Genomic DNA, 24149 nt, shown 5'->3' on the forward strand with positions numbered 1-24149 from the left:
TCAACGGGGAGGCTATTTTGCATTTTCGCACACATTGAAAAGGAGGATTAGCCCTGGCATGAGTGAGCAACGTATCCTCGTAACCTATCTAACACAAGCCAAGGATCTGAATAAGAAAGCAGCAGCGATTGCCGTAGGAATGACTGTCGGTTCCTGGACTGACTTGCCTGCCGCAAAACAAGCAGAGCTGCAGCCATACCTGGGTGAAGCTGTGAGTGCCACCCCGCTGGAAACACTGGAGAACGGGGAAACACGCGGTCTGATTACCGTCAGCTACCCCACTCGCAATTTTACAGCTGACATTCCGTCTCTCTTGACGGGCATCTTCGGCAAACTATCCATGGACGGCAAGATAAAGCTAGTTGACGTAGTCTTTCCTGATTCGTTTCTCGCCGCTTTTCCCGGACCCAAATACGGGATCGATGGGCTGCGAAATCGCCTCGGCGCACAGAATCGTCCGCTGCTGATGAGCATCTTCAAGTCATGCCTCGGTCTTCCCTTCGATGATCTGAAAACCCAATTCCGGGCACAGGCATTGGGCGGTGTTGATCTGGTCAAAGATGACGAAATTTTCTTTGCAGATGACCGCGCTCCCTTTTTGGATCGGATCAAAGCATTCAAAGAAATCGCTCTGGAAACAGAAGCCGAAACGGGCAAACCGGTTCTTTACGCAGCCAATCTGACCGGCCCGGTGAATGAACTGAATGAAAAAGCAAAGCGTGCAGTAGACGCTGGCGCTGATTGTTTGCTGTTCAACGTACTGGCCTTTGGCTTCGATGCTCTGCACCGACTGGCACAAGATCCGGATGTCCACGTGCCTATCATGGCCCACCCGGCATTAGCTGGCGCCTATTATCCTTCGCCTGATTACGGGATCGCAACCCCGCTTCTGCTCGGTACACTGATGCGGATTGCCGGGGCAGACCTGGTCCTGTTCCCATCTCCATACGGCAACGTCGCCTTAGACAAATCGGAAGCCCTGCAGCTCGCCAAAAATCTTACGGCGCCCCTGGGTGGAATAAGACGTTCTTTCCCGGTTCCATCTGCTGGTATCCATCCCGGACTGGTTCCACAGTTGTTTGACGACTTCGGACTCGATCAAATCGTCAATGCAGGCGGTGGCATCCACGGTCATCCAGGAGGAGCTACGGCGGGAGCTAAAGCATTCGTCGCTGCAATTCGAGCAGTCACAGCCGGACGCACCCTGAAGGACGCCGCGTCCGAATCACCGGAGCTTGCCATCGCTCTGGAAAAATGGGGTGGCGGACAGTGAGCAAAAAACTAGTCTTGTTCTGTGATTTTGACGGAACCATTACCGAAAAAGACAACATCGTTGCAATCGTCCGCAAGTTTGCTCCGCCAGAATGGGAAGCGTTGACTGAGCAGATCCTTTCCCAAAAAATAAGCGTGCAGGAGGGCGTTGGAAAACTGTTTCAACTGCTCCCCTCCTCGCTCCGCCAAGAGATTGTAGACTATATCGTGAACGAAGCCACGATTCGTCCTGGCTTCCCCGAATTCGTCAGCTTTTGCCGCAAGGAAGGCATCGAGCTTTTGATCACGAGCGGAGGGATCGACTTTTTCGTGGAGCCCATCCTCTCCCCGTTTGATCTATCCGGTGTGCCGATCTACTGCAATGGCAGTGATTTCTCAGGTGAACGAATCACCATTACATGGCCGCACTCTTGCGACGATCACTGCACGAACGGATGTGGAATGTGCAAGACAACTATCATCCGCCGCTACGATCCTGCTAGCCATTATCGCGTTGTCATTGGCGATTCCATCACCGATTTGGCTGGAGCAAAGATTGCTGATTTCGTCATCGCCCGCTCCTTCCTCGCCCAAAAATCGGAGGAGCTGCAATTGCCTCATCAAACATTCGCCACGTTCCACGACGTGATTGCCATTTTGCAAGTATTGAAACAGGAGGTCGTCTGATCCATGACAGCAACACTAGAGCAACGTATGGACGCATTTCGCCGTCTCGATGACGCCAAGCTGACATTTGCGGGGCGGGACTGGTTCCCCGGCACCAGTGGCAATCTTTCGATTAAAATAGAGAGTGAACCGCTGCAATTCGCGGTGACAGCAAGCGGCAAGGATAAAACAAAGCTTTCCCCAGAAGATTATCTGGTTGTGGACAAAGACTCCCGCCCGGTGGACCCGACTTCACTCAAACCATCGGCGGAAACATTGATCCACGCCGTGGTCTACAAAAAATTCCCGCAGGCAGGTGCCTGCTTCCATGTTCATACGGTGTGGAATAACCTCATCTCTGAACTGTACTTTGGACAACGCGCCTTCTCCATTTCGGGGCAGGAGCTGATCAAGGGCCTGGGAATCTGGGAAGAAAACGCACGTATCACGGTCCCGATTGTTGAGAACTTTGCCGATATTCCCACTCTTGCTGCCGCAATCGAAAAAGTGATCACCCCGGAAGTCCCTGGTGTCCTCATCCGCAATCACGGGATTTATGCCTGGGGCGGCAACAACTTCGAGGCCAAGCGTCACCTGGAAGCATTTGAATTCCTGTTTGAGTATCACGCCCGCTGGCTGCAACTGCGCCAAGCTGCCGTGTCCACTACACCTACTAATTGAGGAGGAATGAAACGATGGCACAAATACGTTTTCACGACAACAACGAGTACATTAGCTCTGCAGAAGAAGTAGTTGCCTTTCTGAATTCCCAAGGGATCATCTATGAAAACTGGGGAGTCGATCGTCTGGACCCAAAACACCGCGACAACTACAGCCCGAGTGAAGAAGAAAAACAAGAGATTCTGGACGCTTTCAAACCTGAAATCGACGATATCAGCAAGCGCCGTGGCTACTTGACAGCGGATATTATCGTCCTGTCCGACAAAGTCCCGAATTTGGATGAGCTTTTGGTGAAATTCAAAGGTGAGCACCATCATACAGATGACGAGTGCCGCTTCTGCGTAGATGGCCATGGCATTTTTGCGATCAAAGGCCAAAACGACCGTTATTTCGACGTTGAGCTATCGCCTGGCGATCTGATCTCTGTACCACCTAACTACCGTCATTACTTCACCTTGATGGACGACCGCAAAATCAAAGCGATCCGCCTGTTTGTTACACCAGCAGGCTGGGAAGCCATCTATTAATGAGGAAGAACCCTGGTGCTTGTTGGTGTACCAGGGTTTCTTTTTTGATTGTTTCCTTTTCTTATTTCACTACACCATTTCCTTTAATAGACACATCAGGAATGACACGAACATCGGCATTGGCAAATGCTTTTGGCCAATCATCCTCTACCTTCTTCCACTCTTTGTACGCATAAGCACGCGCATACAGCCCAAAGCCAAACGGATCGGTATTCACCTTTTGGCATTTCTTTATTAATTGGGTGTATTCCTTGTGCAATTCTTGTTCGATCAATTTCTCCAGTTTTTTATGGTCCTTTTCCATGTTGAACGGAAACAATCTCTCGGAAATGGCAATTCTCAGCTTTAGATGAACGTCAAAATGAAACCTGCCGTTTTTGTATTCGGTCTTCACCTTTCTGGATACACCCTTCACATGATAACTAACCTTGTCCTTCACAATTTTTTGGGAGCTGTCTTCCTTCAAATTTACAGGAATCGTGAGCAAAATTTCCCCCCTCTTTTCATAGAGCAGCATTTGCAAGAGGATGCTTTCCTTCGCATCAATCAGCGTTTTGTAAGTTCCGTTTTTAGATAGTAGTGCCGTCCCTACGATCATGGCCGCCTTGTCCTTTTTCAACTCCGTCACTGAGGGGGTCATCCCTTTTTCAAACATTTGCCGGTGCAGCTCCTGTGCTCTTGTTCTGACGGTAAGATTTCTGGAGTTAGCTGTATCAATCAGTTTGGTTAGATGCAAAGCCAGACGAGGCTTGTCCTTTGGTTTGAAGTGAAAGAGATTGTGAACATGCCCGTCAAAAACAATAATCCGCGCATTCACGGTAAATCGCGCATCACGAAAAACCACATCTAATAGCCTGAACCAATCTGGATGCTGTAAGAGCCGCTTTCCCAGAACAATCACCTGTATTTTCCCTGCAACGGTTAGAGCTGTTACCAGTCTGTCGTATCCAAGTCTCGCCTCACGTTGGGTATCTGCTCTTACCCCAAATTCCTCCGACTTTTCCTTCGCTTCCTTGCTGAAAACGGGACTGGTCATATAAAACAGAAGTTCATTTTTTTCGTTCAGATCCACTCCCGTCATCAGAGCAAGCGTTGCATCCTCCAAGTTAATTCGATCCATACATCCTGGCAGCACCGTGACCATAACAATTACCATTATGAGATGTATGAGTTTGTTCACACATTTCGTCCCCCAGACGATTTTTGTAGGAACCAAATCGGGCCCCAAGCCAGCAACGGAAAGATGTAGCCTACAGCCAACCCAGCTAGACTCCATGTCTCAGTCCATTTTTTCACCTCAATGAATGAGGGTGTATACAGCCAAAATGCAACCACGATCAGCACCGTCAGTATTTTCAAATGGGTTCGATGATCCTGCCTGCCAAACAATCGGCTTGTGGAGAACACGGTGAAATACATATACGGAATGGCGGTCGTCGACAAGATGATCGAATAAAATGCTAGAAAAATGATATCTATACGCTCCAAAAACCTGTATTCAATTACTTTCCACAAATTAAGAGTGGGCCACGTATACTGCGATATTTCGTCGGGACTGAAAAAGGCGAAACAAAATAAAGTGACCGATAAGAAAACCAGCAATGACAATGTATTTGCCACCACGATGCCCAGCGCAGCATATTGTTTTTTTTGAAGAAACGGGTAGAGAAAAAACGCCAGCTCAAACCCCAAAAATGACAATACCGTAGATCTAGTTGCCTGTAAAACTGGTTGTATCCCCTCCTTTAAAACAGGCAGGAAATGCAACCAATGCGTATCTTTAAATAAAGTCAATAACACAACCGGCATCCAAAGGGTGATATAAAAAATAAGCTCCGAATACCTTCCAATTACGCGCAAACCCCCACGGACAATATAGTAGATCGGTATCGCAAACAGTATGACCACAATGTATCCAGGGGTCTGAGTCAATATCCATACGTTGATAATGGCAACCGTATTGCTAGTAACCACAATAAGGGCTAATGCACAATACAGCGCCACAATAAAAATGCCTGCCTTGCCCAGCCATTTGCCCAAAAAGAGTGGCAGCAAGTCGATAATGGTGTATCCAGGATAGCGCTTCATGATGTTGATAATGAGCAAGCTCGCCAGTAAAGCCAATATCCAGCCGAAGATGAGAGAAATCCAGCCGTCCGTTCCAGCTACTTCTGCCAACTCTCGCGGCATGGTCAAAACGCCGATCCCCACCTGCGTACCGTGAATCAAAAGGATATATTGGATGGTGGTTACTTCGTTGTACCCGTATTTTTTCACTTTCCATCCCCCTCTGGACGGTTGTCCCCTTGCCTGCGCTCTTGAACCGCTCTGGAGCTTACTGGTCGATTGATCATTTTAAAAAGCGGAAAGCGTATTAAAAAGTCTTTCCAGTCTTTGAATCTTACTGGAGCAAGCGGGCTTCCGTATGGGACACGTAATGATTCTAACGAGATCAGATGCCCAATTAAGGTCATGAACCCGATGACGATCCCCACTATCCCAAACATAGCAGCGAGGCCCATCATGAGAAAGCGAATCAGCCTGACAGCAGATGCCATATCATAGTTCGGGATGATAAACGAAGAGATCGCTGTGAACGCCACCACAATCACCATAATATTGCTGACGACTCCAGCCTGCACGACAGCGTTGCCAATGACAATTCCCCCCACAATTCCTACAGTCTGTCCAATTGGGGCAGGCAAGCGAACCCCTGCTTCGCGCAGCATTTCCAAAGTCAATTCCATCATCATGGCTTCCAATAATGGGGGAAACGGCACTCTCTCACGCGACTCTCCTACCGAAAGAATCAAGTCTAGCGGAATCACTTCGTAATTAAACGAGATGACAGCAATGTAGATAGCTGGAAGAAAGGTCGCGATCATGAATGCCAAAAAGCGAAGAATACGGATAAACGTTGCTACCAGCCAACGGGTACTGTAATCATCCACATTTTGGAAAAAAGAAGCAAATGAAGCGGGTCCTACCAATACACTGGGAGAACGATCCACGATTACTACGATCTTGCCCTGCAAAATATGGGATGCTGCTGAATCTGGCCTTTCGGTCGTCATAAACTGAGGAAAAGGAGAGTACGGGTTGTCCTCGATTAATTCCTCCAACTCACCGGTATTGAGGATAGAATCTATCTTGATTATTTTGATCCGGTCCTCTAACTCCTGAAGCACCTCTGGATTGACGACATCGGAGAAATAGAGGACGGAAACTTTGCAGATGCCTCTTTCCCCCACTAAATATTCCCTGATCTTCAGCTCTCGATTAGGCAGATAACGGCGAATCAAAGCGATATTTTGGATTCCAGTCTCCACAAATCCTTGATGCGCGCCCTTCAAAGAGGCTTCCAACTGGGGATCCTCAATTGCCCGCTGCGGCCATCCATTCGTCTCAACAGACAAAACTTCTTTGCGACCATCAATAAACAGTACACAGTTTCCTTGCAGAATCGCCTGTTCGACTGCTGGAAAGTCATAAACGTTGGCTACTTCTCCTACCGATAAAAGGTCAAAAATGCTGGTATTGCCTCGTTCATTCGATGACAGCATAGGACGAAGCACATTGTTGTTAATGGAGTTCTTGTCCACGAGTCCGGTCAAATAAACAAGGGCTACCCGCCCCTCTACAAATTTGCTCTCGAAGTGGCGGATGACTAAATCTGGGGTAAGTGTGAATATATTTTGAAGCACGGCGATATTTTCATCCAACCGGTCACTAATTTCATGGGAAGGAGCAGCGGAGTAGGAATGGCTCCTATTTGCCGCCGATGCTCTTTTTCTTTTTAGCCATCCTCTCGACTTCATCTGACCACGTTCCTTGCGGCTTTTTGGTTTGTTTCATTAGCGTTGGTGATTGCTACCAAAATTATGCACGATAGCGTAAATGACTGGCATCCATCGGCAAAATCTCAGGCGTTGGGTGGGAAGCTCTTGCCTGACAATTAGAAAACCTGGCTCCGCCATCCTTTTGGCGAAGCCGCGGTTGCGCTTATACTGGATAGGAATTTTATAAATTCCTATCTGTACAAAAAAAGAGCAGAGGAATGTCCTCAGCTCCTTTTGTTAAGAAGAAATTTCATTAGCGTCACAGCGTGTATCCTTCTGCGGCAATCACGCGGTCCGCAATGCTTCGCTTGAGTTGTACTGTATTGATTGGTGTGCGGCGCGTCAGCTTTTTCAAGATCGACAGACGCAGTCTCAGGTCATCGCCTTCTTCCATTGCAGCCAGTGCTTCCTTCGCCCAGCCTTCGATCCGATCAAATGCTTCCTGAACATAGACAGTTGTCAGCTCAAGCTTCTGCTGTTCCTGTTCCAGTCCACGCGAAGCTATTGCCTTTTCCGTACGCTTCACGACGCTGTCCATCGCGTACAGCTCAATCAACATATCGGCTGCAAAGGCGAGCAGCTCCTGTTCTTTGGAAATAGCCTGCTGATACTTCATCAGCGCGGAACCTGCGACCATGAGGATGATTTTGCGTGTCATGCTGATCAGGTGTTTCTCGGCTGCCAGAGGTGTATCCTCCATCTCTTGCGGATAGTAGCTCATCAGCTCTTCCTGCAAGCTCGCCGCTGCTTGCAGAAGTGGCAGCTCGCCTTTCATCGCTTTTTTCACCAGCGTGTCAGGAATGAGCAAGCGATTGATTTCGTTCGTTCCTTCAAAAATGCGATTGATTCGGGAATCACGATACATATTTTCGATCTCGTATTCAGACATAAAGCCGTATCCGCCGTGGATTTGTACCCCTTCGTCCACACAATAATCCAGCACCTCAGTGGCAAATACTTTGTTGATGGAGCACTCGATGGCGTAATCGGCAATTGCCTTTGCTACTTCTGCTCCTTCTTCGGCTTTGTCACCCAGTCTGGTCAGGGCGGTGTCAAACAAGCCTACGGTACGATAAACCGAGCTCTCGGCTGCATACGTTTTGATTGCCATGTTTGCCAGCTTGTTTTTTATGAGTGTGAAATTAGCGATAGGTGTCTTAAACTGCTTGCGCTCTTTCGCATACGTAGTCGCGATTTCCAGTGCCCGTTTTGCCGAACCTACCGCACCTACTGCCAGCTTGTAGCGACCTACATTTAAAATGTTAAAGGCAATGACATGCCCCCTGCCTGGTTCGCCCAGCAAGTTTTCGATTGGCACCTGTACGTCTTGCAAAATGACTGTACGGGTAGAAGAGCCTTTGATCCCCATCTTTTTCTCTTCCGGACCAAACGATACGCCAGGGAAGGTGCGCTCAACGATAAAGGCGCTGAACTTTTCACCATCGATTTTGGCATAAACGATAAACACATCGGCGAAGCCTGCGTTTGTGATCCACTGCTTCTCCCCGCTGAGGAGGTAGTGCGTCCCATCTTCGGAAAGGGTTGCAGTCGTTTTGGCTCCGAGCGCATCGGATCCGGAGCCTGGCTCGGTCAGACAGTAGGCCGCCAAACGTTTTCCCGATGCCAGATCAGGCAGATAGCGGCGCTTTTGATCGTCTGTTCCAAAGTATACAATGGGCAAGGAGCCGATACCTACGTGCGCACCATAGCTGAGAGCAAAACCACGAGAGAGTGAAAATTTTTCCGTCACGAGGGCCGTGCTGACCTTATCAAGACCCAAACCATTATATTTTTCTGGCACATCGCCAGCGAGCAGCCCCAGCTCCCCTGCTTCCTTCAGCAGACGAACAGAGATGTCAAATTGGTGATTTTCGATCTCTTCCAGGTGAGGGCGCACTTCATTGACGATAAAATCCTCGGTTGTCTTGGCGATCATCTTATGCTCATCACTGAACTGCTCGGGAACAAACACATCATCAGCCGAACCGGCATCAATCAAAAAACTACCACCACGGATCAATTCTTTCGTATCTGCCATTGCAATCCCTCTCCTTATTCGAAAATGGACGTACGAGTTAGATCATTTCAAAAACGCCAGCAGCTCCCATACCTCCGCCAACACACATCGTCACTACCCCGTATTTGCCACCGCGTCTTTTCAGTTCATTCAAGATCGAAATGGTCAATTTCGCTCCGGTGCATCCCATTGGGTGGCCCATCGCGATGGCTCCGCCGTTGACATTTACCTTTTCCGGGTCCAGGCCCAGCTCACGGATGACGGCGATTGCCTGGGAAGCAAATGCTTCGTTCAGCTCGAATAAATCGACATCCGCCATGCTGACCCCTGCCAGCTTCAATGCTTTTGGAACTGCCACAATGGGGCCAATTCCCATCACATCAGGATCAACCCCGCCTACCGTAAAGGAACGGAATTTGGCGATCGGCGTGACCCCGAGCTCCGCTGCCTTTTCAGCGGACATGATCAAAACAGCTGCCGCGCCATCACTTGTTTGCGAGGAGTTTCCTGCCGTCACGCTGCCTTGGACGTGAAAGACTGGTCTGAGTTTGCCGAGTGCTGCCATCGTCGTATCCGCACGCGCCCCTTCATCCTTGTCAAACACACGCTCGTTGACATGCAGATTGCCTCCCTCATCAAAGGAATGCTGCTTCACGGTCAGGGGGACGATTTCTTCCTGAAACTTGCCCGAAGCAATCGCCGCGACAGCCCGCTGATGGCTGGTCAATGCAAATGCATCCTGATCCTCGCGTGTAACGTTGTAGCGCTTTGCCACTTCTTCTGCGGTATGACCCATTCCCATATACGCTTCCGGCATCGTTTTCACGAGAGTCGGATTGAGCGCTACCTTGTGTCCTGCCATCGGCAAAAGACTCATGCTCTCTACTCCGCCAGCCACGAGCACGTCGGAGCTTCCGATCATGATTTGCTGGGCAGCGTACGCGATCGTCTGCAAGCCTGAAGAGCAAAAACGGTTTATCGTGATCCCGGCTACATTACTCGGCAATCCGGCTCGAAGTCCGACCAGCCTCGCCATATTCATGCCTTGCTCCGCTTCTGGCACTGCCGTTCCCATAATGACATCTTCAATATCAGCAGGATCGAGTTGCGGGACGCGTCGGAGCAAATCCTTCACAACAGCCGCTCCCATATCTACAGGATGAACGTCTTTCAGGCTGCCTCGCTTTGCTCTGCCGACTGCAGTGCGGGCTCCTGCGACGATAACTGCTTCTCTCATCGTTTTTTGCCTCCTTCTCACTAGCGAAACATTCGTCCATTGACTAACTGGAAAGCCAGATTTTTGGTTGCCTGGGATATTAGTTGCGCAAAGGCTTGTTTTTGGTCAACATGTGTTGCATGCGTTCCTGTGTTTTCTGCGTTTTGATCAGCTCGAGGAACGCCTCTTTTTCCAGCTCTAAAATGTATGCTTCCGTCACTTCTGTACCTGCCGGCAAATTGCCGCCGGACATGACATAAGCGATCTTATTCGCAATCAGCTCATCATGGTCGGAGATGTACCCGCTCTTTTTCATCGCGTACACATTTTGGCACAGGTTAGCGTAGCCTGTTTCCCCAATGACCTTGATTTTGCGAGGGACTGGCGGCGTATAGCCTTCTTTATCCATGGCTAGCACCAGCTGCTTCGCGTCGTACAAAAGATGATCCGGGTTGACACTGATCCGGTCCGTAGGTCGCAGGTACCCCAGATTGATCGCTTCCTGGCCGCTCGTCGACACTTTCGCCATGGCAATCGTCTCGAAGGCTTTCGCTACCAATGGGAACGGATCAACTGGCACAGTGCCTGTGTCCGGCAGATTCTCCATCGCACGGAACAGCATTTCCTTTGTTCCTCCGCCACCTGGCAAGAGTCCTACTCCCACCTCCACCAGTCCGAGGTATGTCTCGGCAGATGCCTGTACGCGATCAGCCAAATAGACGACTTCTACGCCGCCGCCGAGTGTCATGCCAAACGGTGCCGCAACGACGGGGCGCTGCATATAGCGCAGCGCACGGCCTGCCTTGTGGAAGTTCGTAACCAAAAGGTCCAGCTCTAGCCAGTTTTCGTCTTGGGCTTCCATCAATGCCATCGCCAAATTCATCCCGACGGAAAAGTTTTTGCCTTGGTTGCCGATGACCAGACCCAAAAAGTTCTTTTGCACCTCTTCTGCAGCCACATTCGCCATTTGCAGAAGATCCAGGCCCAAGGCATTATGCGGAGAAGTAAACTCCAGGCAAGCAACTCCATCGCCCAAATCGATCAAGGCCGCGCCTGCATTTTTGCGAATTAGCTTGCCCTGCTCCTTGAGTGCAGCCAAATGGATTCGTTCCTTGTTTTCTTCTATGTCTTTATACACACCGCCAATGGAAAAGACAGCGGTACGCCCATCTTTTTTATCATAAAAGGAGGTTTTGCCGCTCGCCAGCATCTCTTCCACGAGTGCCGGGATCATCTCGCCTTCCTCACGCATGCGCGCTACAGATTTCTCTACACCGATCGCATCCCACGTCTCGAATGGTCCCAGCTCCCAGCCAAAGCCCCATTTCATCGCCTGATCGACCGAAGCGATATCATCTGCAATCTCGTAGGCTTTGTCTGCCGAGTACAGCAGTACCTTTTTAAAGACGCTCCAAACGAACTCGCTCCCCTTGTCCTTCCCATACACCAATGTCTTCAGCTTCTCAGGCAAGTTCTTGGCTGTTTTGGCAGCGTCGAGAGAAGGAAACTTGGCCTTTATGCTTGGGCGGTACTCCAGCGTATTCGTGTCCAGCGCGACGATTTCCTTGCCCTTTTCGGACTTGATCTGCTTGAAAAAGCCTTGCCCTGCCTTTTGACCAAGCATGCGTTTTTCTACCATTTGCAAAACAAATTCAGGGACTTCAAAGACTGCCTTTTCCGCCTCGTCAGAGCTCTTGTTCCTGACATTGCCCGCGACGTGTACGTACGTATCCAGTCCGACAACATCCAGGGTGCGGAATGTTGCGCTTTTCGGACGACCGATCACAGGACCAGTCAACGCGTCCACCTCATCTACGCCCAAACCGATGCGCAGCATCTCATGGATGGATACCTGCAGTCCATATGTACCGATGCGATTGGCGATAAAGTTCGGCGTATCCTTACACAGCACGGTTCCTTTTCCGAGGACATGCTCACCAAACTGGCGCATAAATGAAACAACAGCTGAATCCGTGCTGCTACTGGGAATGATCTCTAGCAGCTTTAAGTAGCGAGGAGGATTAAAGAAATGGGTGCCTAGGAAGTGCCTTTGGAAATCTTCAGATCTTCCTTCTGCCATTTCATTGATAGAAACGCCTGACGTGTTGGAAGAGATGATAGAGCCTGGTTTCCGATGCGCTTCTACCATGGCGAACACATTTTTTTTCACCTCGAGGTTCTCCACTACTACCTCGATGATCCAATCCACATCGGACAAAAGGGCTAGATGATCTTCAAAGTTACCCACGGTAATCAAGTCGATGTTCTTTTTATCGTAGAGCGGGGCCGGCTTATCCTTTAACAGCCGATCCTTGCCCATTTGCGCGATGCGGTTTCTGACCACAGAATCGGTTAGTGCCAAACCTTTTTTGCTCTCGTCTTCTGTCAATTCACGCGGCACGATATCCAGCAATACTGTCGGAATTCCCACGTTTGCCAGGTGTGCTGCGATCCCTGCTCCCATCACGCCAGAACCCAGAACGGCTGCTTTGCGAATTTTGCGTTCCATCTACATATCCTCCTCAGAAAAAATGACCTCGCCACAGCGAATACCCAATATTCAGACTAGCGGATTATTTCTATAACTTCTACTTTTCCATAGATATTCCTGTAAAACATGACTCATGTCTCCTCTGAATGAATACTCATTCATTTGGCTGGCTAAAAAAGCACATCTCGCCAATCGGCTATGACCTGCCCATAGAGATGTCTTGCTTCCTCAAACTGAATCACCGTTCACTTTTATTGTAATCGAACATTCTGTCAGTTGCAATTGCCTCTTATCCCCTTTTCCTCCAAATTTGTAGAAAAGGGAAAAGAGAAGCATCCGAAAAACAGATACCTCCCTTCTGTAAGCGCTGTTACTTTTCTGTATAAATCATCCTGGTTATTTTGCGACCGTAGGCATTGGAAGCATCCGGTTCAAACAAGTATTCCAGCTGGTACACTCCATTTATGGAATCCTGGTATTGACCTATGACCCACAGTTTGTTCGAATCGTTCTCATCTGCTTTTACCGTAAGATTCAGATGTTCGGTAAACTTGGGTTTATGTGCTAGCTTGCTCATGGTCATCAGTGCAGTTGGGGTAAAGAACCTGGACAATCTGGCTTGATTGTTCGATTCGAAGGCCAGAGTGGCAGCTCTCAAATACACCTGTGCAATTCTTTGTTGATGGGCCCCGCTTGCTTTGAACTGTCCTGTCGCATCTTTTATGAAGTAATCATGCAGCCTTTTCATCACCACGGCATATTCAGCTCGCGACATCAGCTTTTCAGGTTGAAATGTCTTCTCTGATGCGAACAGATTAAATTCACGGATAGCAAGTGCGTACGGGGAATATGTATCACGGTAAAAAGTGTCCTGCTTCCATTCATAAAAGCTCGTAAAATAAGCAGCCGCATCCTGTGGCTTAATATTGGCTGTCCTGAATTTTTGCGGGGTCATCATATGGAACAAAAGCAAGCTGGCTTCTTCCCTCGACAACGGGCGCTGCAAAGATGCAGTGGACAGCCACCAATCGAGGTTTTCCTTTTCCTGCTTCTTCATCAGCTTATAATTGTCTGCCAGATAGAGGTAGTACAGCATCCGATCTCCCGGATCGTAATGGCTGACGATGCCCGTCTCGATTTGCAGCATGGTTCGCATGTTGGCAAGCAGCTGCTCGGTTTCTGAGCGCAGCAGGTATCGGTAATCCAGATTGTTTTTTCGCTCAGGCTTTGCGACAGGCCCGTAGACCGATTCAAAAACTCGATTCATCAAAGCCAAGGCTTCGCCCCGCGATACCGGTTTGTTTGGATAGAAAGGCTGGTAGCCATTTTCCTTTAAAATGCCCAATCTGGCCAATTCGTTAATCTGCTGTTCTGCCCAGTGCCCACTGGTGTCGGTAAACACAACGGCTGCGGTTGCATTGCTTGTAAAAGCACTCTGTGCAAGAAGCAGAGCCATGAGAAAACCAAGTAAAATGCGCTTCATCATGACTGTTCTTTACTCCCTTCTTTTTCTATTCCGCCTTCATTGTCTCCAATCTATTCGGTTGCTTTCAACGAATATGAGTCTAAAACACCAATTCTTTCGACGGTAGACCGGAAATATGGGTGGCTGATCGCTGGTCTTACTGCTGCAGACCTAGCTACTTCTTGTATCGGGATGCCGGTCGTTTTTGTTTACACCTTTTTCTGCGAATGCCAAAAAGCCGCTCTCATAAGCGAGGGCGGCCTGTTTTTAGTGTTGTCGCCTAAGCCTCGATCTTGTCCATCCACACTGGTCCCTTGGTCACAAGTATCCGGTACAAGATCACATCCAAAATCGTAAATAGCGCAAAGAGACCTAGTGCCGTAACAGTCATGGAGCCACCCAGTCCGTATGCACACCATACCATCAGAGCTCCTGCAATAAAACTCAGGATCAGAGTAAACAGCGGATTCATGTTGCGCTTTACAGCTTCCTGCTCGGAGCTCCAAGATAGCTTTGGCAGATGCAGGTCAACCATGATCCCGAACATATTGATAAAAATGATCCCAGGAATCCCGGCAAGTAGGCAGGACAGGACAAACACAGGTGACAAGTCGAGGAACCACGCACCTTCCGCCAGCAAGAGCAGCATACTCAAAGCACTCAGGATGATCCCCGGCATTAATTTCGCCATCAAGATTTGTATAGCAGGGATAGGCAAGCTTTTGTTCAGAAAAAACCCCTGTCCTTCTCTCGTAATCGCAGTAACCGAGGTACTGTTTATTCCCGCCATCACCATGAACGCCACAAAAGCAACTGCGACTGACACCCCGCCTGTATGCTCCCCTTGCATCGACGCGCTCAAGGAGGCAAGCATTTCCTTACTGTCTTGGCGACTTAAAAACGGAATTAATCCAAGCACAGGTAAAAGAATACTCGACAGCGTGCAGTTCATCAAGTAAGCCGGCGTGCGCCACAAGATTTTCCATTCTTTAGCTGCATAAGCCATCAAAGCTGAGCGTGATCGTACAAGCTTGTGAAAAGCCGTTTCGTCGACTTTTTTCCGTTTGGCCATGGCTTCGCTGATACCCATGACGCCTCTGAAGTAGAGACGGTTGCCAATGAACAGAAACACAGCTACACTTGCCGCCGCAATCAGGAAAAAAACAGCCAGATAACCGAGTCCGCTCCATGTCGTACTGTTAATTAAAGCCAGCGCGGCCAGCTTGCTCGCAGGAAAAAGCTGCGTCACCAAATTGAGCAGTGTATTCTCCCCGGTGAGAATCATTTGCTGCATCTGCTCGATGTTATCCATCTTCCCGCTCGTTTGCCGCTGAACGACTACCTGAAAACCAATCGCTACCCCTATCGCCAGCAAGCCTCCAATCAAGCGGAAGCGGTCCTTGCTCTTCCCTACATTGGTAGAACGCATGAATAACATAACGACCAACGCTGAAAGCATCAATGGCAAGACAGGAACCAATAAAAAAACAACCAATGCATACAAATAGTAAAGAATCCCCGCTCCGCTCTTGACCCCAAAGGTGACAAGGATTGGCCCAAGCAGAATCAGCTCGGTCAAATACTCATACAACAGGGCCACCAGAAACTTGGCTCCGAGAATCTGCCATGGAGCGAGCGGCAGCGGGAGCATATGCTCCACATCCTGCGAGTAGTAAAAGACCGAAAGCACATACACGATGCCCAATATAAAGATGGCCAGCGATACTACTGCCACGCCCAGGCCAAGCAATGCTCCTTGCTGTCCTACCATTTCTAAGCCGTCGTACAGACCGGAAATAAACAGCACGCTCGCCATGATCAGCGGCAAAAAGCCAAGTCCGATGGCAATCAGGATGAGTAAACTTTTCCAGCCGCCTCCCTTTTTTGCCTTCCATGACGACCCTGCATTTTTCAGCATGATTTTGGTGAGAATCAGGACCTTATTCATGTCGGGTCAACTCCAGGAACAAGCTTTCCAGTGATACATTCGATTGAAAATGCTGCTGCATTTCTGCAAAGGTGCCGCAGTACAGAATCTGGCCTTTGTCGATGATTGCCACCCGATCACACAGTTTTTCCGCTACCTCCAGCACATGGGTAGAGAAAAAGACAGTACGACCGCTATCTGCATGCTCTCGCATCATTTCTTTCAAGGTATACGATGATTTCGGGTCTAGTCCAGTGAGCGGCTCATCCAAAATCCAAACCTCCGGATGATGCACCAGTACCCCCATAATCATGATCTTTTGCCGCATCCCGTGTGAATAGCTTTGAATGGCATCACCGAGAGCCTCTGTCATATCAAAGCGTTTGGCGAGCTGCTGAATCCGCTCTTTGCGTACTTCCTGCGGTACTTCGTAAATATCTGCCATGAAGCTGACATACTCCAAGCCTTTGAGCCGCAGGAACATATCCGGGCTATCGGGCACATAGCCAAATTGACGTTTTGCTTCCAATGTATCCCGGGCAATATCTTTGCCGTTGATCATGATCTGTCCTTGATCTGGCCGGATAATGCCCGTAATCATTTTAATCGTTGTCGTTTTGCCTGCTCCATTCGGACCGAGAAATCCAAAAATCTCGCCTTTGGGAACGGTCAGGTTCAAGTGATCAACCGCTTTTGTCGTGCGATTGTAGCTTTTGGTTACTCCTGTCAGCTCAATCATTCATGTCCCTCCTGTCGCCTCTCTTTTCCACTCAATCCCATACATTGCTATTACGTTTATTCCCACGAAAAAGTTGCCCCGCAAATGCAAATGAAAACAAAAAAGCCGATGGGCATACCACCGGCTATTCTTGATGGACAGGCGATTGCAACAAACAAGTCACCTCTCCGATTTCGTTTAGTTTTGTGGAACAAAGCTGCCATCACGCAGCATAGTCAGCTCACCCATGATAAACGCGATATCTTCGGACTCGCCTAATGCTCCAGACTCTTCCAACGCCTCGAGACGACGCAAAAGAATATTGGCAAAGTCCTCAATGTGTACAGGCTGTGCCTCCATGTCAGCGTCATCCAACACATCATAGCTCGTCAGTGCTTCTAGATGGGTCACGATGCGGAAACCGCCAATTTCGCCCAGGTACTCTGGTTGATTCGCACTTGATTTTTCCAGCTTTTGCAGCATGGAAAGAATATCATTCGCTAGGATGCTTGGAAAAGCAACCTGATAAAAGTTACGGTTTTTTGACTCGATTGTCTTGATGATCAGAACATCAATGCCATCTGGCTTCTTCGCCTTTTTTCCAAAACCAAACATATATTTTCCACCTCAATTGTTCGATCTACATAACTCTCTCCATGATAGACATAATTGGGATGCGAGACAACCCCTATCCTGTTTCCTTTTTCGAAAGAAAGAGACTCAATATGCTGAAAGAATTGGCGAGGAAAATATTTACACGGCTATTTGGCCTGCCAGCCACGCACGCTAACAGGAAACGATTGTTCCAAAAAGAGGTGGCGTAATCATGACCAAATGGAAAAATTGGATGATCTTTCTAGCCTTTTCTCTCCTTGTAACGGGTTGTAATTCCCCTTCGAACGAAGAGCAAAAGAAAGAAAAAGAAAAGACAAAAGCACAGGCAAAAGCAAAAGTCCAAAACAAATCGAACAAGCCATCCGCTCTTCAAAAGCTTGGAGATAACAAAATGGAAGTCGTACTCTTTTTAAATCGGGCCGAGCACGTTTTGGAGGATGTCTACTACTCCGCTCTGGAAAATGCGAAAGGCAAGACCGTTTATGAGGACGGCCTGACCTATCGGGAATTGCCCGAGCGATTCGACAGCAAGGACAAGATTGTTGGTTATTTTTCCCAATTTTGGAGTAAGCCTCTAGCGGAATCCTTGTACGATAACATGTCTACGAAGCTGGTGAAAGGAAAAGTATATGTCTCGCTGCCCCGAACAGATTATCCTACGCTGATTTCAGTCCGAAACACCTCCGTACAAAAATTGGACGGGGATTTGAATGTTACGGTCGAAAATAGTACCGATACTACCTTCGCTACAGACCGTACAGTCCGCTACCAGTTAGTGCGTGACAAAAAAACGAAGCGGTACGAAATCAAATCGAGAAAAGGGACATACGGCAACGAAAATTTTCAATAACCCTCTTGACATTTCTTCTGTGTCAAGCGAATAATAGTGAATTAATAAGCACATAGTGAGCGGCAATGACGGGGAACAGTAAAGCTGCCCTTCAGGAGCAGAGAGCGAAATCCACCGGCTGAAAGGTTTCGCCCTTGAATCAGTTTGAACCCACCCCAGAGCATCCAGGGAAGACCTGGACAGGTTTCTTTCACCTGTTATCAAAGAAAGAGAGCCGGACGTTTCTGTACTTGAGCATTCCTCAAGTAGGCAACGTCAAATAAGGTGGTACCGCGGAGGTCATGATGCCCTTTCGTCCTTATCAAAGAGACGAAAGGGTTTTTTATATTGTTTGGAAACAGGGGGAACAGGGATGAAGAAGGGTAAAATGCGGTTGGTCGTAAAAGTTGGCAGCAGCTCGCTGGCAGCGGCAAATGGTGGTGTTGACCCAGCGAAAATGTCGCTGCTCGTCTCCGCTGTCAGCAGGCTTCGCGAAGCAGGCCATCAGGTCGTATTAGTCTCCTCAGGAGCAGTAGCTAGCGGTTATCAGAGCCTCGGCTATAAACAACGACCGCGTACGCTGGCTGCCAAGCAAGCTGCTGCCGCGATCGGACAGAGCCTTTTGATGCAAACCTACACCCAAATGTTTGCGGCTCATCGATTCAGCGTGGCCCAGATTCTTTTGACACGGGGTGACTTCTCTCATCGGGAGCGTTATCAGCACGCCTTTCAGACCTTGTCCCTCCTCTTGGATAAAAACATTTTGCCAATCATCAATGAGAACGATACAGTATCGGTCGCAGAGCTTACTTTTGGCGACAATGACATGCTAGGTGCTTTAGTGGCAGGGTTGGTTCACGCCGATCTCTACCTGATTCTCACGGATACAAACGGGTTGTATGACAAAGACCCACGAAATCACCCCGATGCCTCGCGCATCACATGGCTATCGCAAGTAACGGAGGAAGTGGAAGCTCTCGCAGGTGGTGCATCCCAATTAGGCACCGGCGGCATGCGCTCCAAGCTGATTGCAGCAAAAACCGCACAAGGTCTGGGCATTCCGAGCTTTATCGGAAAATTAGATCAATCCGCTGATCTGCTCGAAATACTAAACGGCAATGGCAATGGCACGTATGTCAGCTACCATCCAGAAGCTCCTGCAGCGAATGGGGTTCCGACCCGCAAACAATGGATCGCACTGCACTCGCCTGTACGCGGCTCGATCACGATTGACAACGGAGCTGCCGAGGCCATTCTCGAAAAGCGGCGCAGTCTTTTACTGGCCGGCGTGAGAGATGTCAATGGCACATTCGCTCCTGGAGAAGTGATTGAGGTGTACTGTGCAGGATCACTGATCGGACGCGGCGTCAGTCGATACGATGCAGCAGAATTGATGGACCTTCTCTCACCCACGGGACCAGCCAGACGTAGCGGCACCGTAATCCATCGGGATCAATGGACACAGATCGTGTAAAGAAAACAGCGAGTAGGAATCAACTGTTTCACAAAAATAGAAAGAACAAGGAGCTGGGGAGATCATGGAAAGCTTGAAGGAAAAAGTGCAGGAACAAATCACACTGGCCAAACAGGCATCACGGCAAATGGCGCTGTTCGGTCGGACTGAAAAGGACAGAGCATTGGCCGCCATCGGTGAACAACTGCTGGTAGACATGGACGCCATCCTAGCCGCCAATGAACAAGACTTGGCACGGGCCCAAGCGGACGGTCAGCCAGCTTCCTATCTGGATCGGCTTCGATTGACGCCTGACAGGGTTCGCGATCTGGTAGACGGATTGCATCAGCTCGTCTCTCTTGAAGATCCTGTCGGTCAAGTAATGGAGCGCTGGACGCGACCAAACGGGTTGGCGATCGAACAAGTACGCGTCCCCCTTGGTGTGATCGGGATGGTTTACGAAGCTCGCCCCAATGTGACGATTGACGCTGCTGCTATTGCGTTGAAAACAGGCAATGCGATCGTGCTGAGAGGCAGCCATAGTGCGGTATCGAGCAATTTGGCTTTGGTCAGCAGCATCCGCACTGCCCTCAAAGCTACGGGACTCGCTGCCGATGCGGTCCAATACCTTCCTTTCGCTGAACACGCTTCCGTCGATATTTTATGTACCGCTAACGGCTTGATTGATGTCATCATCCCTCGCGGTGGTGCGGGGCTAATCAATCGGGTCCTGCAAATCTCGAGTGTCCCCGTCTTGGAAACAGGCGTTGGCAATTGCCACATCTTCGTCGATCAGTCTGCTCAGTATGACATGGCCCAATCCATCGTCATCAATGCCAAAACGAGTCGACCTGCTGTTTGCAACGCGGCCGAAACCCTGCTTTTGCACCGCGAGTGGCCGCTTGGCTATCAAAGTGATTTACTAGGACAGTTGCTCGATGCCGGTGTGGAGATCCGGGCTTGTGAGCAGACGATAGCGCTGCACCCCGAGCTTTCCGCTCATCTGCAGGTAGCCTCTGCTGCTGACTGGGATGCAGAATACTCCGCTCTGATTTTGTCGGTACGCACGGTAGATAGTTTGGCGGATGCTATCCAGCACATCGCTCAGCACAGCACAGGTCATTCCGAAGCGATTATTACCGAAGACAATGAATCTGCACACCGTTTCCTGGCCACTGTAGACTCGACGACCGTTTATCACAATGCGTCTACGCGTTTTACAGATGGCGGCGAATTCGGTTTTGGCGCAGAAATTGGCATCAGCACACAAAAGCTGCATGCGCGAGGTCCAATGGGCTTGCCCGCTCTCACTTCTTATAAATACGTCGTACGCGGAACCGGACAAACCCGTTAGGCCAAAAGGAGGGAACCATCCATGAGCAACCAAAACAACTTTTCCATTGAAGGACGGATCGGATTTCTCGGTGCAGGCTCTATTGTCGAAGCCATGCTGTCCGGCATCCTTAAAAAAGAACTACTCGCTCCTGAACATCTTTTGATATCCAATCGCAATAATCGGGAGCGTCTACAGCAACTAGCGGATGCCTACGGCGTACAGTATACACAAGATAAGAGGGAGGTCGTCCGTTCGTCGGACATCCTGATCCTGGCTATCAAGCCAAAGGACGCGGCAGAAGCCCTCCAGGATCTGCGCGGAGTCGTCCATGCTGATCAATTGGTGATTTCCGTCATTGCCGGTGTCTCTACCAGCCTGATCGAAGAATGGCTCGGTGTAAATTGTCCCATCATCCGCACGATGCCCAACACATCATCTGCTGTAGGACTGTCTGCTACTGGTCTTGCCGCCAATCAGTTCGTCACAGAAGAACAGCTCCGGCAGGCTACCCGTCTGTTTGAAGCGATTGGGACTGTTTATGAAGTAGCCGAGGAAGAGCTCGATATCATTACCGGACTTTCCGGCAGCGGTCCTGCCTATATTTATTATTTGGTGGAAGCGATGATGGCCGCAGGTGCCACAGCTGGACTTGATCGGGAAATGGCCCGACAGCTTACCCTTCAGACCGTGATCGGAGCTGCCCACATGCTGCTCGATACACGTGAGGAGCCTGCGCTGCTTCGTCAGCAGGTAACCAGCCCTGGCGGAACGACCCAAGCTGGCCTTGAAGTATTGGAGGCCTATCAATTCCAGCAAGGGGTCACTGCCGCTATCTTGCGTGCTACCGAGCGTTCTCGGGAAATGGGCGCACAGTACCGCTAGCTTTTTCCCCCCCTCCCACTCGTGTATAATGAAGGGAAAAAATAAGGGAGGCATTCATGGAAATCTATGCCTTGTTCGGAACAAGCGGTACAGGAAAAAGCTCAAGTGCACTTGAGCTGGCTTATCGCATGAATATCGACGCCATCATCGACGATGGCATTCTCATATACGAGGGACGCAAAATCGCAGGCACATCGGCCAAGTATGAAAAGACAAAAATTCAAGCGGTCAAACGCGCCATCTTTCACTATGAAGAACATGCGTCAGAAGTGAAACGGATTCTCGACCAGATTCAACCGAGTCGGATCCTGATTCTAGGGACCTCGAAGCGAATGATCGAGCGGATCGTAGAAGCCCTCCAGCTCTCCTCGCCTGCTGAGTATATTCCGATTGAATCCATCAAGCCCAAGCAAGAAATTGAGGCAGCCCAATATGTTCGTCAAACAATGGGAAAGCACGTCATTCCGATACCTCGCGTAGAAGTGGAAAAGGACTTTTTGCAACGTCTCATTGCCTCTGCTCAGCAAATTTTCAGCTCAAAAAAAGAAATGATTGGGGAAACAACTGTCGTTCATCCTCCTTTTACCGGTGGACGCATCCAGATCCATCCCCAAGTACTGCGTAAAATCGTATTGGCGACCTGCAATGATTTTGCTGAAGTCGGGCAGGTTTTGAAAACCGTTTTTACATTCGATGATTTACCGCGACTCTATGTCACTTTGTCGCTCAAGCTCCCTTATGGCAGAGACATTCCAACACTAATGCAGGATATCCAGCTTGCTTTGCACAAGGAGACCAGTTTTTGTCTGAACATCGCACCCGCCAGCATTGATATTCAAATCGCTGGCCTAGAGCTAATCACAACAGAATAACACGTTTCTGACCCGGCTACCTAAGCCGGTTCTTTTTTTGCCTGTATTCGACAAGGGATATTTCATGCGTTGTTGCTCATCCTATATGTTGTATCCCACATGAAAGGAGCCATTCAATGCCATCCCTCATGTCTTCCGCGCCCTTTTCGCAGGTGCCCATTCCTGAGCCTCCGCAGGTGATTACCGCAAAAGACTTAAACTATCTCAAGGATGCCTTGTCCTGGGAACTGATTGCCTTTAAAAAACTGCACGCTTTCGCTCAGCAGGCGACCGATCCCGAGGTTAAGCAAGCATTAGAAAAAGCCGGTAAAATGCACCAGCAGCACTATCAGAAGCTGCTTAGTCACCTGCAAAACAACAATACAGCGATTATGTCGACTCTTCCGCAGACGCAATCCCAACAACAGCAACCACAGATGCAGTAGGGAGGAGGAATAATACGGATGCCAAATCAAAATCAAATCGCTAATCCACAGTCAGGGCAGTTGCCGCAGGTAAAAGGCCCCCAGATGAACGATCGGGACTATCTGAACGATTGTTTGGCAACATGCAAATATTTGACAGACAACTTTAACATTGCCGTGCGTGAAGCGAGTCACCAAAAGCTGCATACCGATATGCTGCAGATCTTGAACGAAACGCATCAAGGCGCTCGTGAGGCCTACGACCTGATGTTTAGAAAGGGCTGGTATAAGCTGGAGGCTGCTGAACAACAGCAGTTGCAACAAGCTTATCAGCAGTTTAGCGGTTACTCGACGCAGTTCCCTTATCATTAATAAAAGGGCCGTTCCCACACAAAAAGGGCATCCACATTGGATTGCCCTTTTTCCTGGGTTGCTTTATCCATCCTTGGAGACGTCCGCCAGCTGCGCTTTGGTAGCATTCACCAAATCAACGACGGCGATTTCAATCTGTACGCCAATGCTTCCCCCGCTGACAATGATGGATTCGCGTGATTGCGCGCTTTCGTCCAGACAGGTCGGAAACAGCTTTTTCATGCCAATGGGCGAACAGCCGCCGCGAATATACCCGGAGACATTTGTAATGTCCTTGACCGGGATCATTTCGATTTTCTTTTCCCCGACTGCTTTCGCTGCCTTTTTCAAGTCAAGCTCGGCTTCCACCGGAATGACAAATACGTAATACCCCTTGCTCGCTCCTTGAGCAATCAGTGTTTTATATACCGCTCCCGCTTCCCTGCCGATTTTTTGGGCAACCGATACTCCATCGATTTTTCCGTCGTCTGCGCTGTACGTTAGCATCTGATAGTCGATTTTTGCCTTGTCCAAGATGCGCATGGCATTTGTTTTGCTCTGTTTCATGGTCTACTCCTCGTTGGTAAAGATGATTGCCAAAATATCTTC

22 protein-coding genes are annotated in these 24149 nt (G+C 49.2%); 11 read left to right on the forward strand and 11 right to left on the reverse strand.

The window, feature by feature from the left end:
- Positions 1 to 58 precede the first annotated feature (58 nt).
- From ACIFQN_RS14755 to ACIFQN_RS14770, 4 genes are read left to right on the forward strand one after another with little or no spacing between them, the layout of a single operon-like run.
- Positions 59 to 1273 (forward strand): 2,3-diketo-5-methylthiopentyl-1-phosphate enolase, encoded by a 1215-nt coding sequence (locus tag ACIFQN_RS14755; protein ID WP_429833790.1) that lies wholly within the window; start codon positions 59 to 61, stop codon positions 1271 to 1273.
- Positions 1270 to 1938, forward strand: a complete 669-nt coding sequence (locus ACIFQN_RS14760) for a 2-hydroxy-3-keto-5-methylthiopentenyl-1-phosphate phosphatase (RefSeq protein ID WP_429833791.1) — start codon at positions 1270 to 1272, stop codon at positions 1936 to 1938. Before ACIFQN_RS14755 ends, ACIFQN_RS14760 begins: the two co-directional genes overlap by 4 nt.
- A gap of 3 nt (positions 1939 to 1941) precedes the next feature.
- Entirely contained in the window at positions 1942 to 2598 is a 657-nt protein-coding gene (locus ACIFQN_RS14765; protein WP_429833792.1) for a methylthioribulose 1-phosphate dehydratase, read from the forward strand.
- 14 nt (positions 2599 to 2612) lie between these two features.
- Positions 2613 to 3125: a 1,2-dihydroxy-3-keto-5-methylthiopentene dioxygenase gene (locus ACIFQN_RS14770; protein WP_429833793.1), complete on the forward strand. Its 513-nt coding sequence runs from the start codon at positions 2613 to 2615 to the stop codon at positions 3123 to 3125.
- Positions 3126 to 3186: 61 nt separating this feature from the next.
- On the opposite strand, the gene ACIFQN_RS14775 is transcribed toward ACIFQN_RS14770, so the two are convergent.
- The 10 genes from ACIFQN_RS14775 to ACIFQN_RS14820 form a co-directional block, all read right to left on the reverse strand.
- Positions 3187 to 4305: a Ger(x)C family spore germination protein gene (locus ACIFQN_RS14775; protein ID WP_429833794.1), complete on the reverse strand. Its 1119-nt coding sequence runs from the start codon at positions 4303 to 4305 to the stop codon at positions 3187 to 3189.
- Positions 4302 to 5402 carry a GerAB/ArcD/ProY family transporter gene (locus ACIFQN_RS14780; protein WP_429833795.1) on the reverse strand — a complete coding sequence of 367 codons (1101 nt, stop codon included), beginning with the start codon at positions 5400 to 5402 and terminating at the stop codon, positions 4302 to 4304. Before ACIFQN_RS14780 ends, ACIFQN_RS14775 begins: the two co-directional genes overlap by 4 nt.
- Entirely contained in the window at positions 5399 to 6943 is a 1545-nt protein-coding gene (locus tag ACIFQN_RS14785; protein ID WP_429833796.1) for a spore germination protein, read from the reverse strand. Before ACIFQN_RS14785 ends, ACIFQN_RS14780 begins: the two co-directional genes overlap by 4 nt.
- Positions 6944 to 7223: 280 nt before the next feature.
- Positions 7224 to 9002: an acyl-CoA dehydrogenase family protein gene (locus ACIFQN_RS14790; protein ID WP_429833797.1), complete on the reverse strand. Its 1779-nt coding sequence runs from the start codon at positions 9000 to 9002 to the stop codon at positions 7224 to 7226.
- A 37-nt stretch (positions 9003 to 9039) separates the two neighbouring features.
- On the reverse strand, positions 9040 to 10218 hold the full coding sequence (locus ACIFQN_RS14795; RefSeq protein ID WP_429833798.1) for an acetyl-CoA C-acetyltransferase: 1179 nt from the start codon (positions 10216 to 10218) through the stop codon (positions 9040 to 9042).
- 79 nt (positions 10219 to 10297) lie between these two features.
- Complete coding sequence (locus ACIFQN_RS14800; RefSeq protein WP_429833799.1) at positions 10298 to 12706, reverse strand: 3-hydroxyacyl-CoA dehydrogenase NAD-binding domain-containing protein; 2409 nt, start codon at positions 12704 to 12706, stop codon at positions 10298 to 10300.
- A 352-nt stretch (positions 12707 to 13058) separates the two neighbouring features.
- A complete protein-coding gene (locus ACIFQN_RS14805) occupies positions 13059 to 14174 on the reverse strand; it encodes an S-layer homology domain-containing protein (RefSeq protein ID WP_429833800.1) in 1116 nt (371 codons plus the stop codon).
- A gap of 259 nt (positions 14175 to 14433) precedes the next feature.
- The gene (locus tag ACIFQN_RS14810) at positions 14434 to 16101 is read right to left on the reverse strand and encodes a putative ABC transporter permease subunit (RefSeq protein ID WP_429833801.1); all 1668 of its coding nucleotides are present in this window, start codon (positions 16099 to 16101) and stop codon (positions 14434 to 14436) included.
- Positions 16094 to 16819 (reverse strand): ABC transporter ATP-binding protein, encoded by a 726-nt coding sequence (locus ACIFQN_RS14815; RefSeq protein WP_429833802.1) that lies wholly within the window; start codon positions 16817 to 16819, stop codon positions 16094 to 16096. The genes ACIFQN_RS14810 and ACIFQN_RS14815 overlap by 8 nt, the downstream gene beginning before the upstream one ends.
- Positions 16820 to 16996: 177 nt before the next feature.
- Complete coding sequence (locus tag ACIFQN_RS14820) at positions 16997 to 17413, reverse strand: hypothetical protein (protein ID WP_429833803.1); 417 nt, start codon at positions 17411 to 17413, stop codon at positions 16997 to 16999.
- A 211-nt stretch (positions 17414 to 17624) separates the two neighbouring features.
- On the opposite strand from ACIFQN_RS14820, the gene ACIFQN_RS14825 reads away from it, so the two are divergent.
- The 7 genes from ACIFQN_RS14825 (at position 17625) to ACIFQN_RS14855 (ending at position 23561) form a co-directional block, all read left to right on the forward strand.
- Positions 17625 to 18263 carry a hypothetical protein gene (locus tag ACIFQN_RS14825; RefSeq protein ID WP_429833804.1) on the forward strand — a complete coding sequence of 213 codons (639 nt, stop codon included), beginning with the start codon at positions 17625 to 17627 and terminating at the stop codon, positions 18261 to 18263.
- A 352-nt stretch (positions 18264 to 18615) separates the two neighbouring features.
- Positions 18616 to 19716, forward strand: a complete 1101-nt coding sequence (gene proB / locus ACIFQN_RS14830) for a glutamate 5-kinase (RefSeq protein WP_429833805.1) — start codon at positions 18616 to 18618, stop codon at positions 19714 to 19716.
- Between the two features lie 64 nt (positions 19717 to 19780).
- Entirely contained in the window at positions 19781 to 21049 is a 1269-nt protein-coding gene (locus tag ACIFQN_RS14835) for a glutamate-5-semialdehyde dehydrogenase (RefSeq protein ID WP_429833806.1), read from the forward strand.
- 21 nt (positions 21050 to 21070) lie between these two features.
- On the forward strand, positions 21071 to 21913 hold the full coding sequence (gene proC, locus ACIFQN_RS14840; protein WP_429833807.1) for a pyrroline-5-carboxylate reductase: 843 nt from the start codon (positions 21071 to 21073) through the stop codon (positions 21911 to 21913).
- Between the two features lie 56 nt (positions 21914 to 21969).
- Positions 21970 to 22785: a hypothetical protein gene (locus tag ACIFQN_RS14845; protein WP_429833808.1), complete on the forward strand. Its 816-nt coding sequence runs from the start codon at positions 21970 to 21972 to the stop codon at positions 22783 to 22785.
- Between the two features lie 116 nt (positions 22786 to 22901).
- On the forward strand, positions 22902 to 23210 hold the full coding sequence (locus tag ACIFQN_RS14850) for a ferritin-like domain-containing protein (protein WP_429833809.1): 309 nt from the start codon (positions 22902 to 22904) through the stop codon (positions 23208 to 23210).
- 18 nt (positions 23211 to 23228) lie between these two features.
- The gene (locus ACIFQN_RS14855; RefSeq protein WP_429833810.1) at positions 23229 to 23561 is read left to right on the forward strand and encodes a spore coat protein; all 333 of its coding nucleotides are present in this window, start codon (positions 23229 to 23231) and stop codon (positions 23559 to 23561) included.
- Between the two features lie 63 nt (positions 23562 to 23624).
- Here the strand turns inward: ACIFQN_RS14855 and ybaK are convergent, their stop codons facing one another.
- Positions 23625 to 24107 carry a Cys-tRNA(Pro) deacylase gene (ybaK, locus tag ACIFQN_RS14860; protein WP_429833811.1) on the reverse strand — a complete coding sequence of 161 codons (483 nt, stop codon included), beginning with the start codon at positions 24105 to 24107 and terminating at the stop codon, positions 23625 to 23627.
- Positions 24108 to 24149: the final 42 nt, after the last annotated feature.

The sequence above is a fragment of the Brevibacillus sp. NRS-1366 genome (assembly GCF_050467985.1).

Excerpts from the sequence above, each read along its gene's own strand:
- ACIFQN_RS14770 (WP_429833793.1), top strand. The coding sequence starts at position 2,613 with ATGGCACAAATACGTTTTCACGACAACAACGAGTACATTAGCTCTGCA.
- proB (WP_429833805.1), top strand. The coding sequence starts at position 18,616 with ATGAAGAAGGGTAAAATGCGGTTGGTCGTAAAAGTTGGCAGCAGCTCG.
- ACIFQN_RS14800 (WP_429833799.1), bottom strand. The coding sequence starts at position 12,706 with ATGGAACGCAAAATTCGCAAAGCAGCCGTTCTGGGTTCTGGCGTGATG.
- ACIFQN_RS14805 (WP_429833800.1), bottom strand. The coding sequence starts at position 14,174 with ATGATGAAGCGCATTTTACTTGGTTTTCTCATGGCTCTGCTTCTTGCA.
- ACIFQN_RS14755 (WP_429833790.1), top strand. The coding sequence starts at position 59 with ATGAGTGAGCAACGTATCCTCGTAACCTATCTAACACAAGCCAAGGAT.
- proC (WP_429833807.1), top strand. The coding sequence starts at position 21,071 with ATGAGCAACCAAAACAACTTTTCCATTGAAGGACGGATCGGATTTCTC.
- ACIFQN_RS14810 (WP_429833801.1), bottom strand. The coding sequence starts at position 16,101 with ATGAATAAGGTCCTGATTCTCACCAAAATCATGCTGAAAAATGCAGGG.
- ACIFQN_RS14785 (WP_429833796.1), bottom strand. The coding sequence starts at position 6,943 with ATGAAGTCGAGAGGATGGCTAAAAAGAAAAAGAGCATCGGCGGCAAAT.
- ACIFQN_RS14835 (WP_429833806.1), top strand. The coding sequence starts at position 19,781 with ATGGAAAGCTTGAAGGAAAAAGTGCAGGAACAAATCACACTGGCCAAA.
- ybaK (WP_429833811.1), bottom strand. The coding sequence starts at position 24,107 with ATGAAACAGAGCAAAACAAATGCCATGCGCATCTTGGACAAGGCAAAA.
- ACIFQN_RS14820 (WP_429833803.1), bottom strand. The coding sequence starts at position 17,413 with ATGTTTGGTTTTGGAAAAAAGGCGAAGAAGCCAGATGGCATTGATGTT.
- ACIFQN_RS14825 (WP_429833804.1), top strand. The coding sequence starts at position 17,625 with ATGACCAAATGGAAAAATTGGATGATCTTTCTAGCCTTTTCTCTCCTT.
- ACIFQN_RS14790 (WP_429833797.1), bottom strand. The coding sequence starts at position 9,002 with ATGGCAGATACGAAAGAATTGATCCGTGGTGGTAGTTTTTTGATTGAT.
- ACIFQN_RS14765 (WP_429833792.1), top strand. The coding sequence starts at position 1,942 with ATGACAGCAACACTAGAGCAACGTATGGACGCATTTCGCCGTCTCGAT.
- ACIFQN_RS14795 (WP_429833798.1), bottom strand. The coding sequence starts at position 10,218 with ATGAGAGAAGCAGTTATCGTCGCAGGAGCCCGCACTGCAGTCGGCAGA.
- ACIFQN_RS14855 (WP_429833810.1), top strand. The coding sequence starts at position 23,229 with ATGCCAAATCAAAATCAAATCGCTAATCCACAGTCAGGGCAGTTGCCG.
- ACIFQN_RS14845 (WP_429833808.1), top strand. The coding sequence starts at position 21,970 with ATGGAAATCTATGCCTTGTTCGGAACAAGCGGTACAGGAAAAAGCTCA.
- ACIFQN_RS14850 (WP_429833809.1), top strand. The coding sequence starts at position 22,902 with ATGCCATCCCTCATGTCTTCCGCGCCCTTTTCGCAGGTGCCCATTCCT.
- ACIFQN_RS14815 (WP_429833802.1), bottom strand. The coding sequence starts at position 16,819 with ATGATTGAGCTGACAGGAGTAACCAAAAGCTACAATCGCACGACAAAA.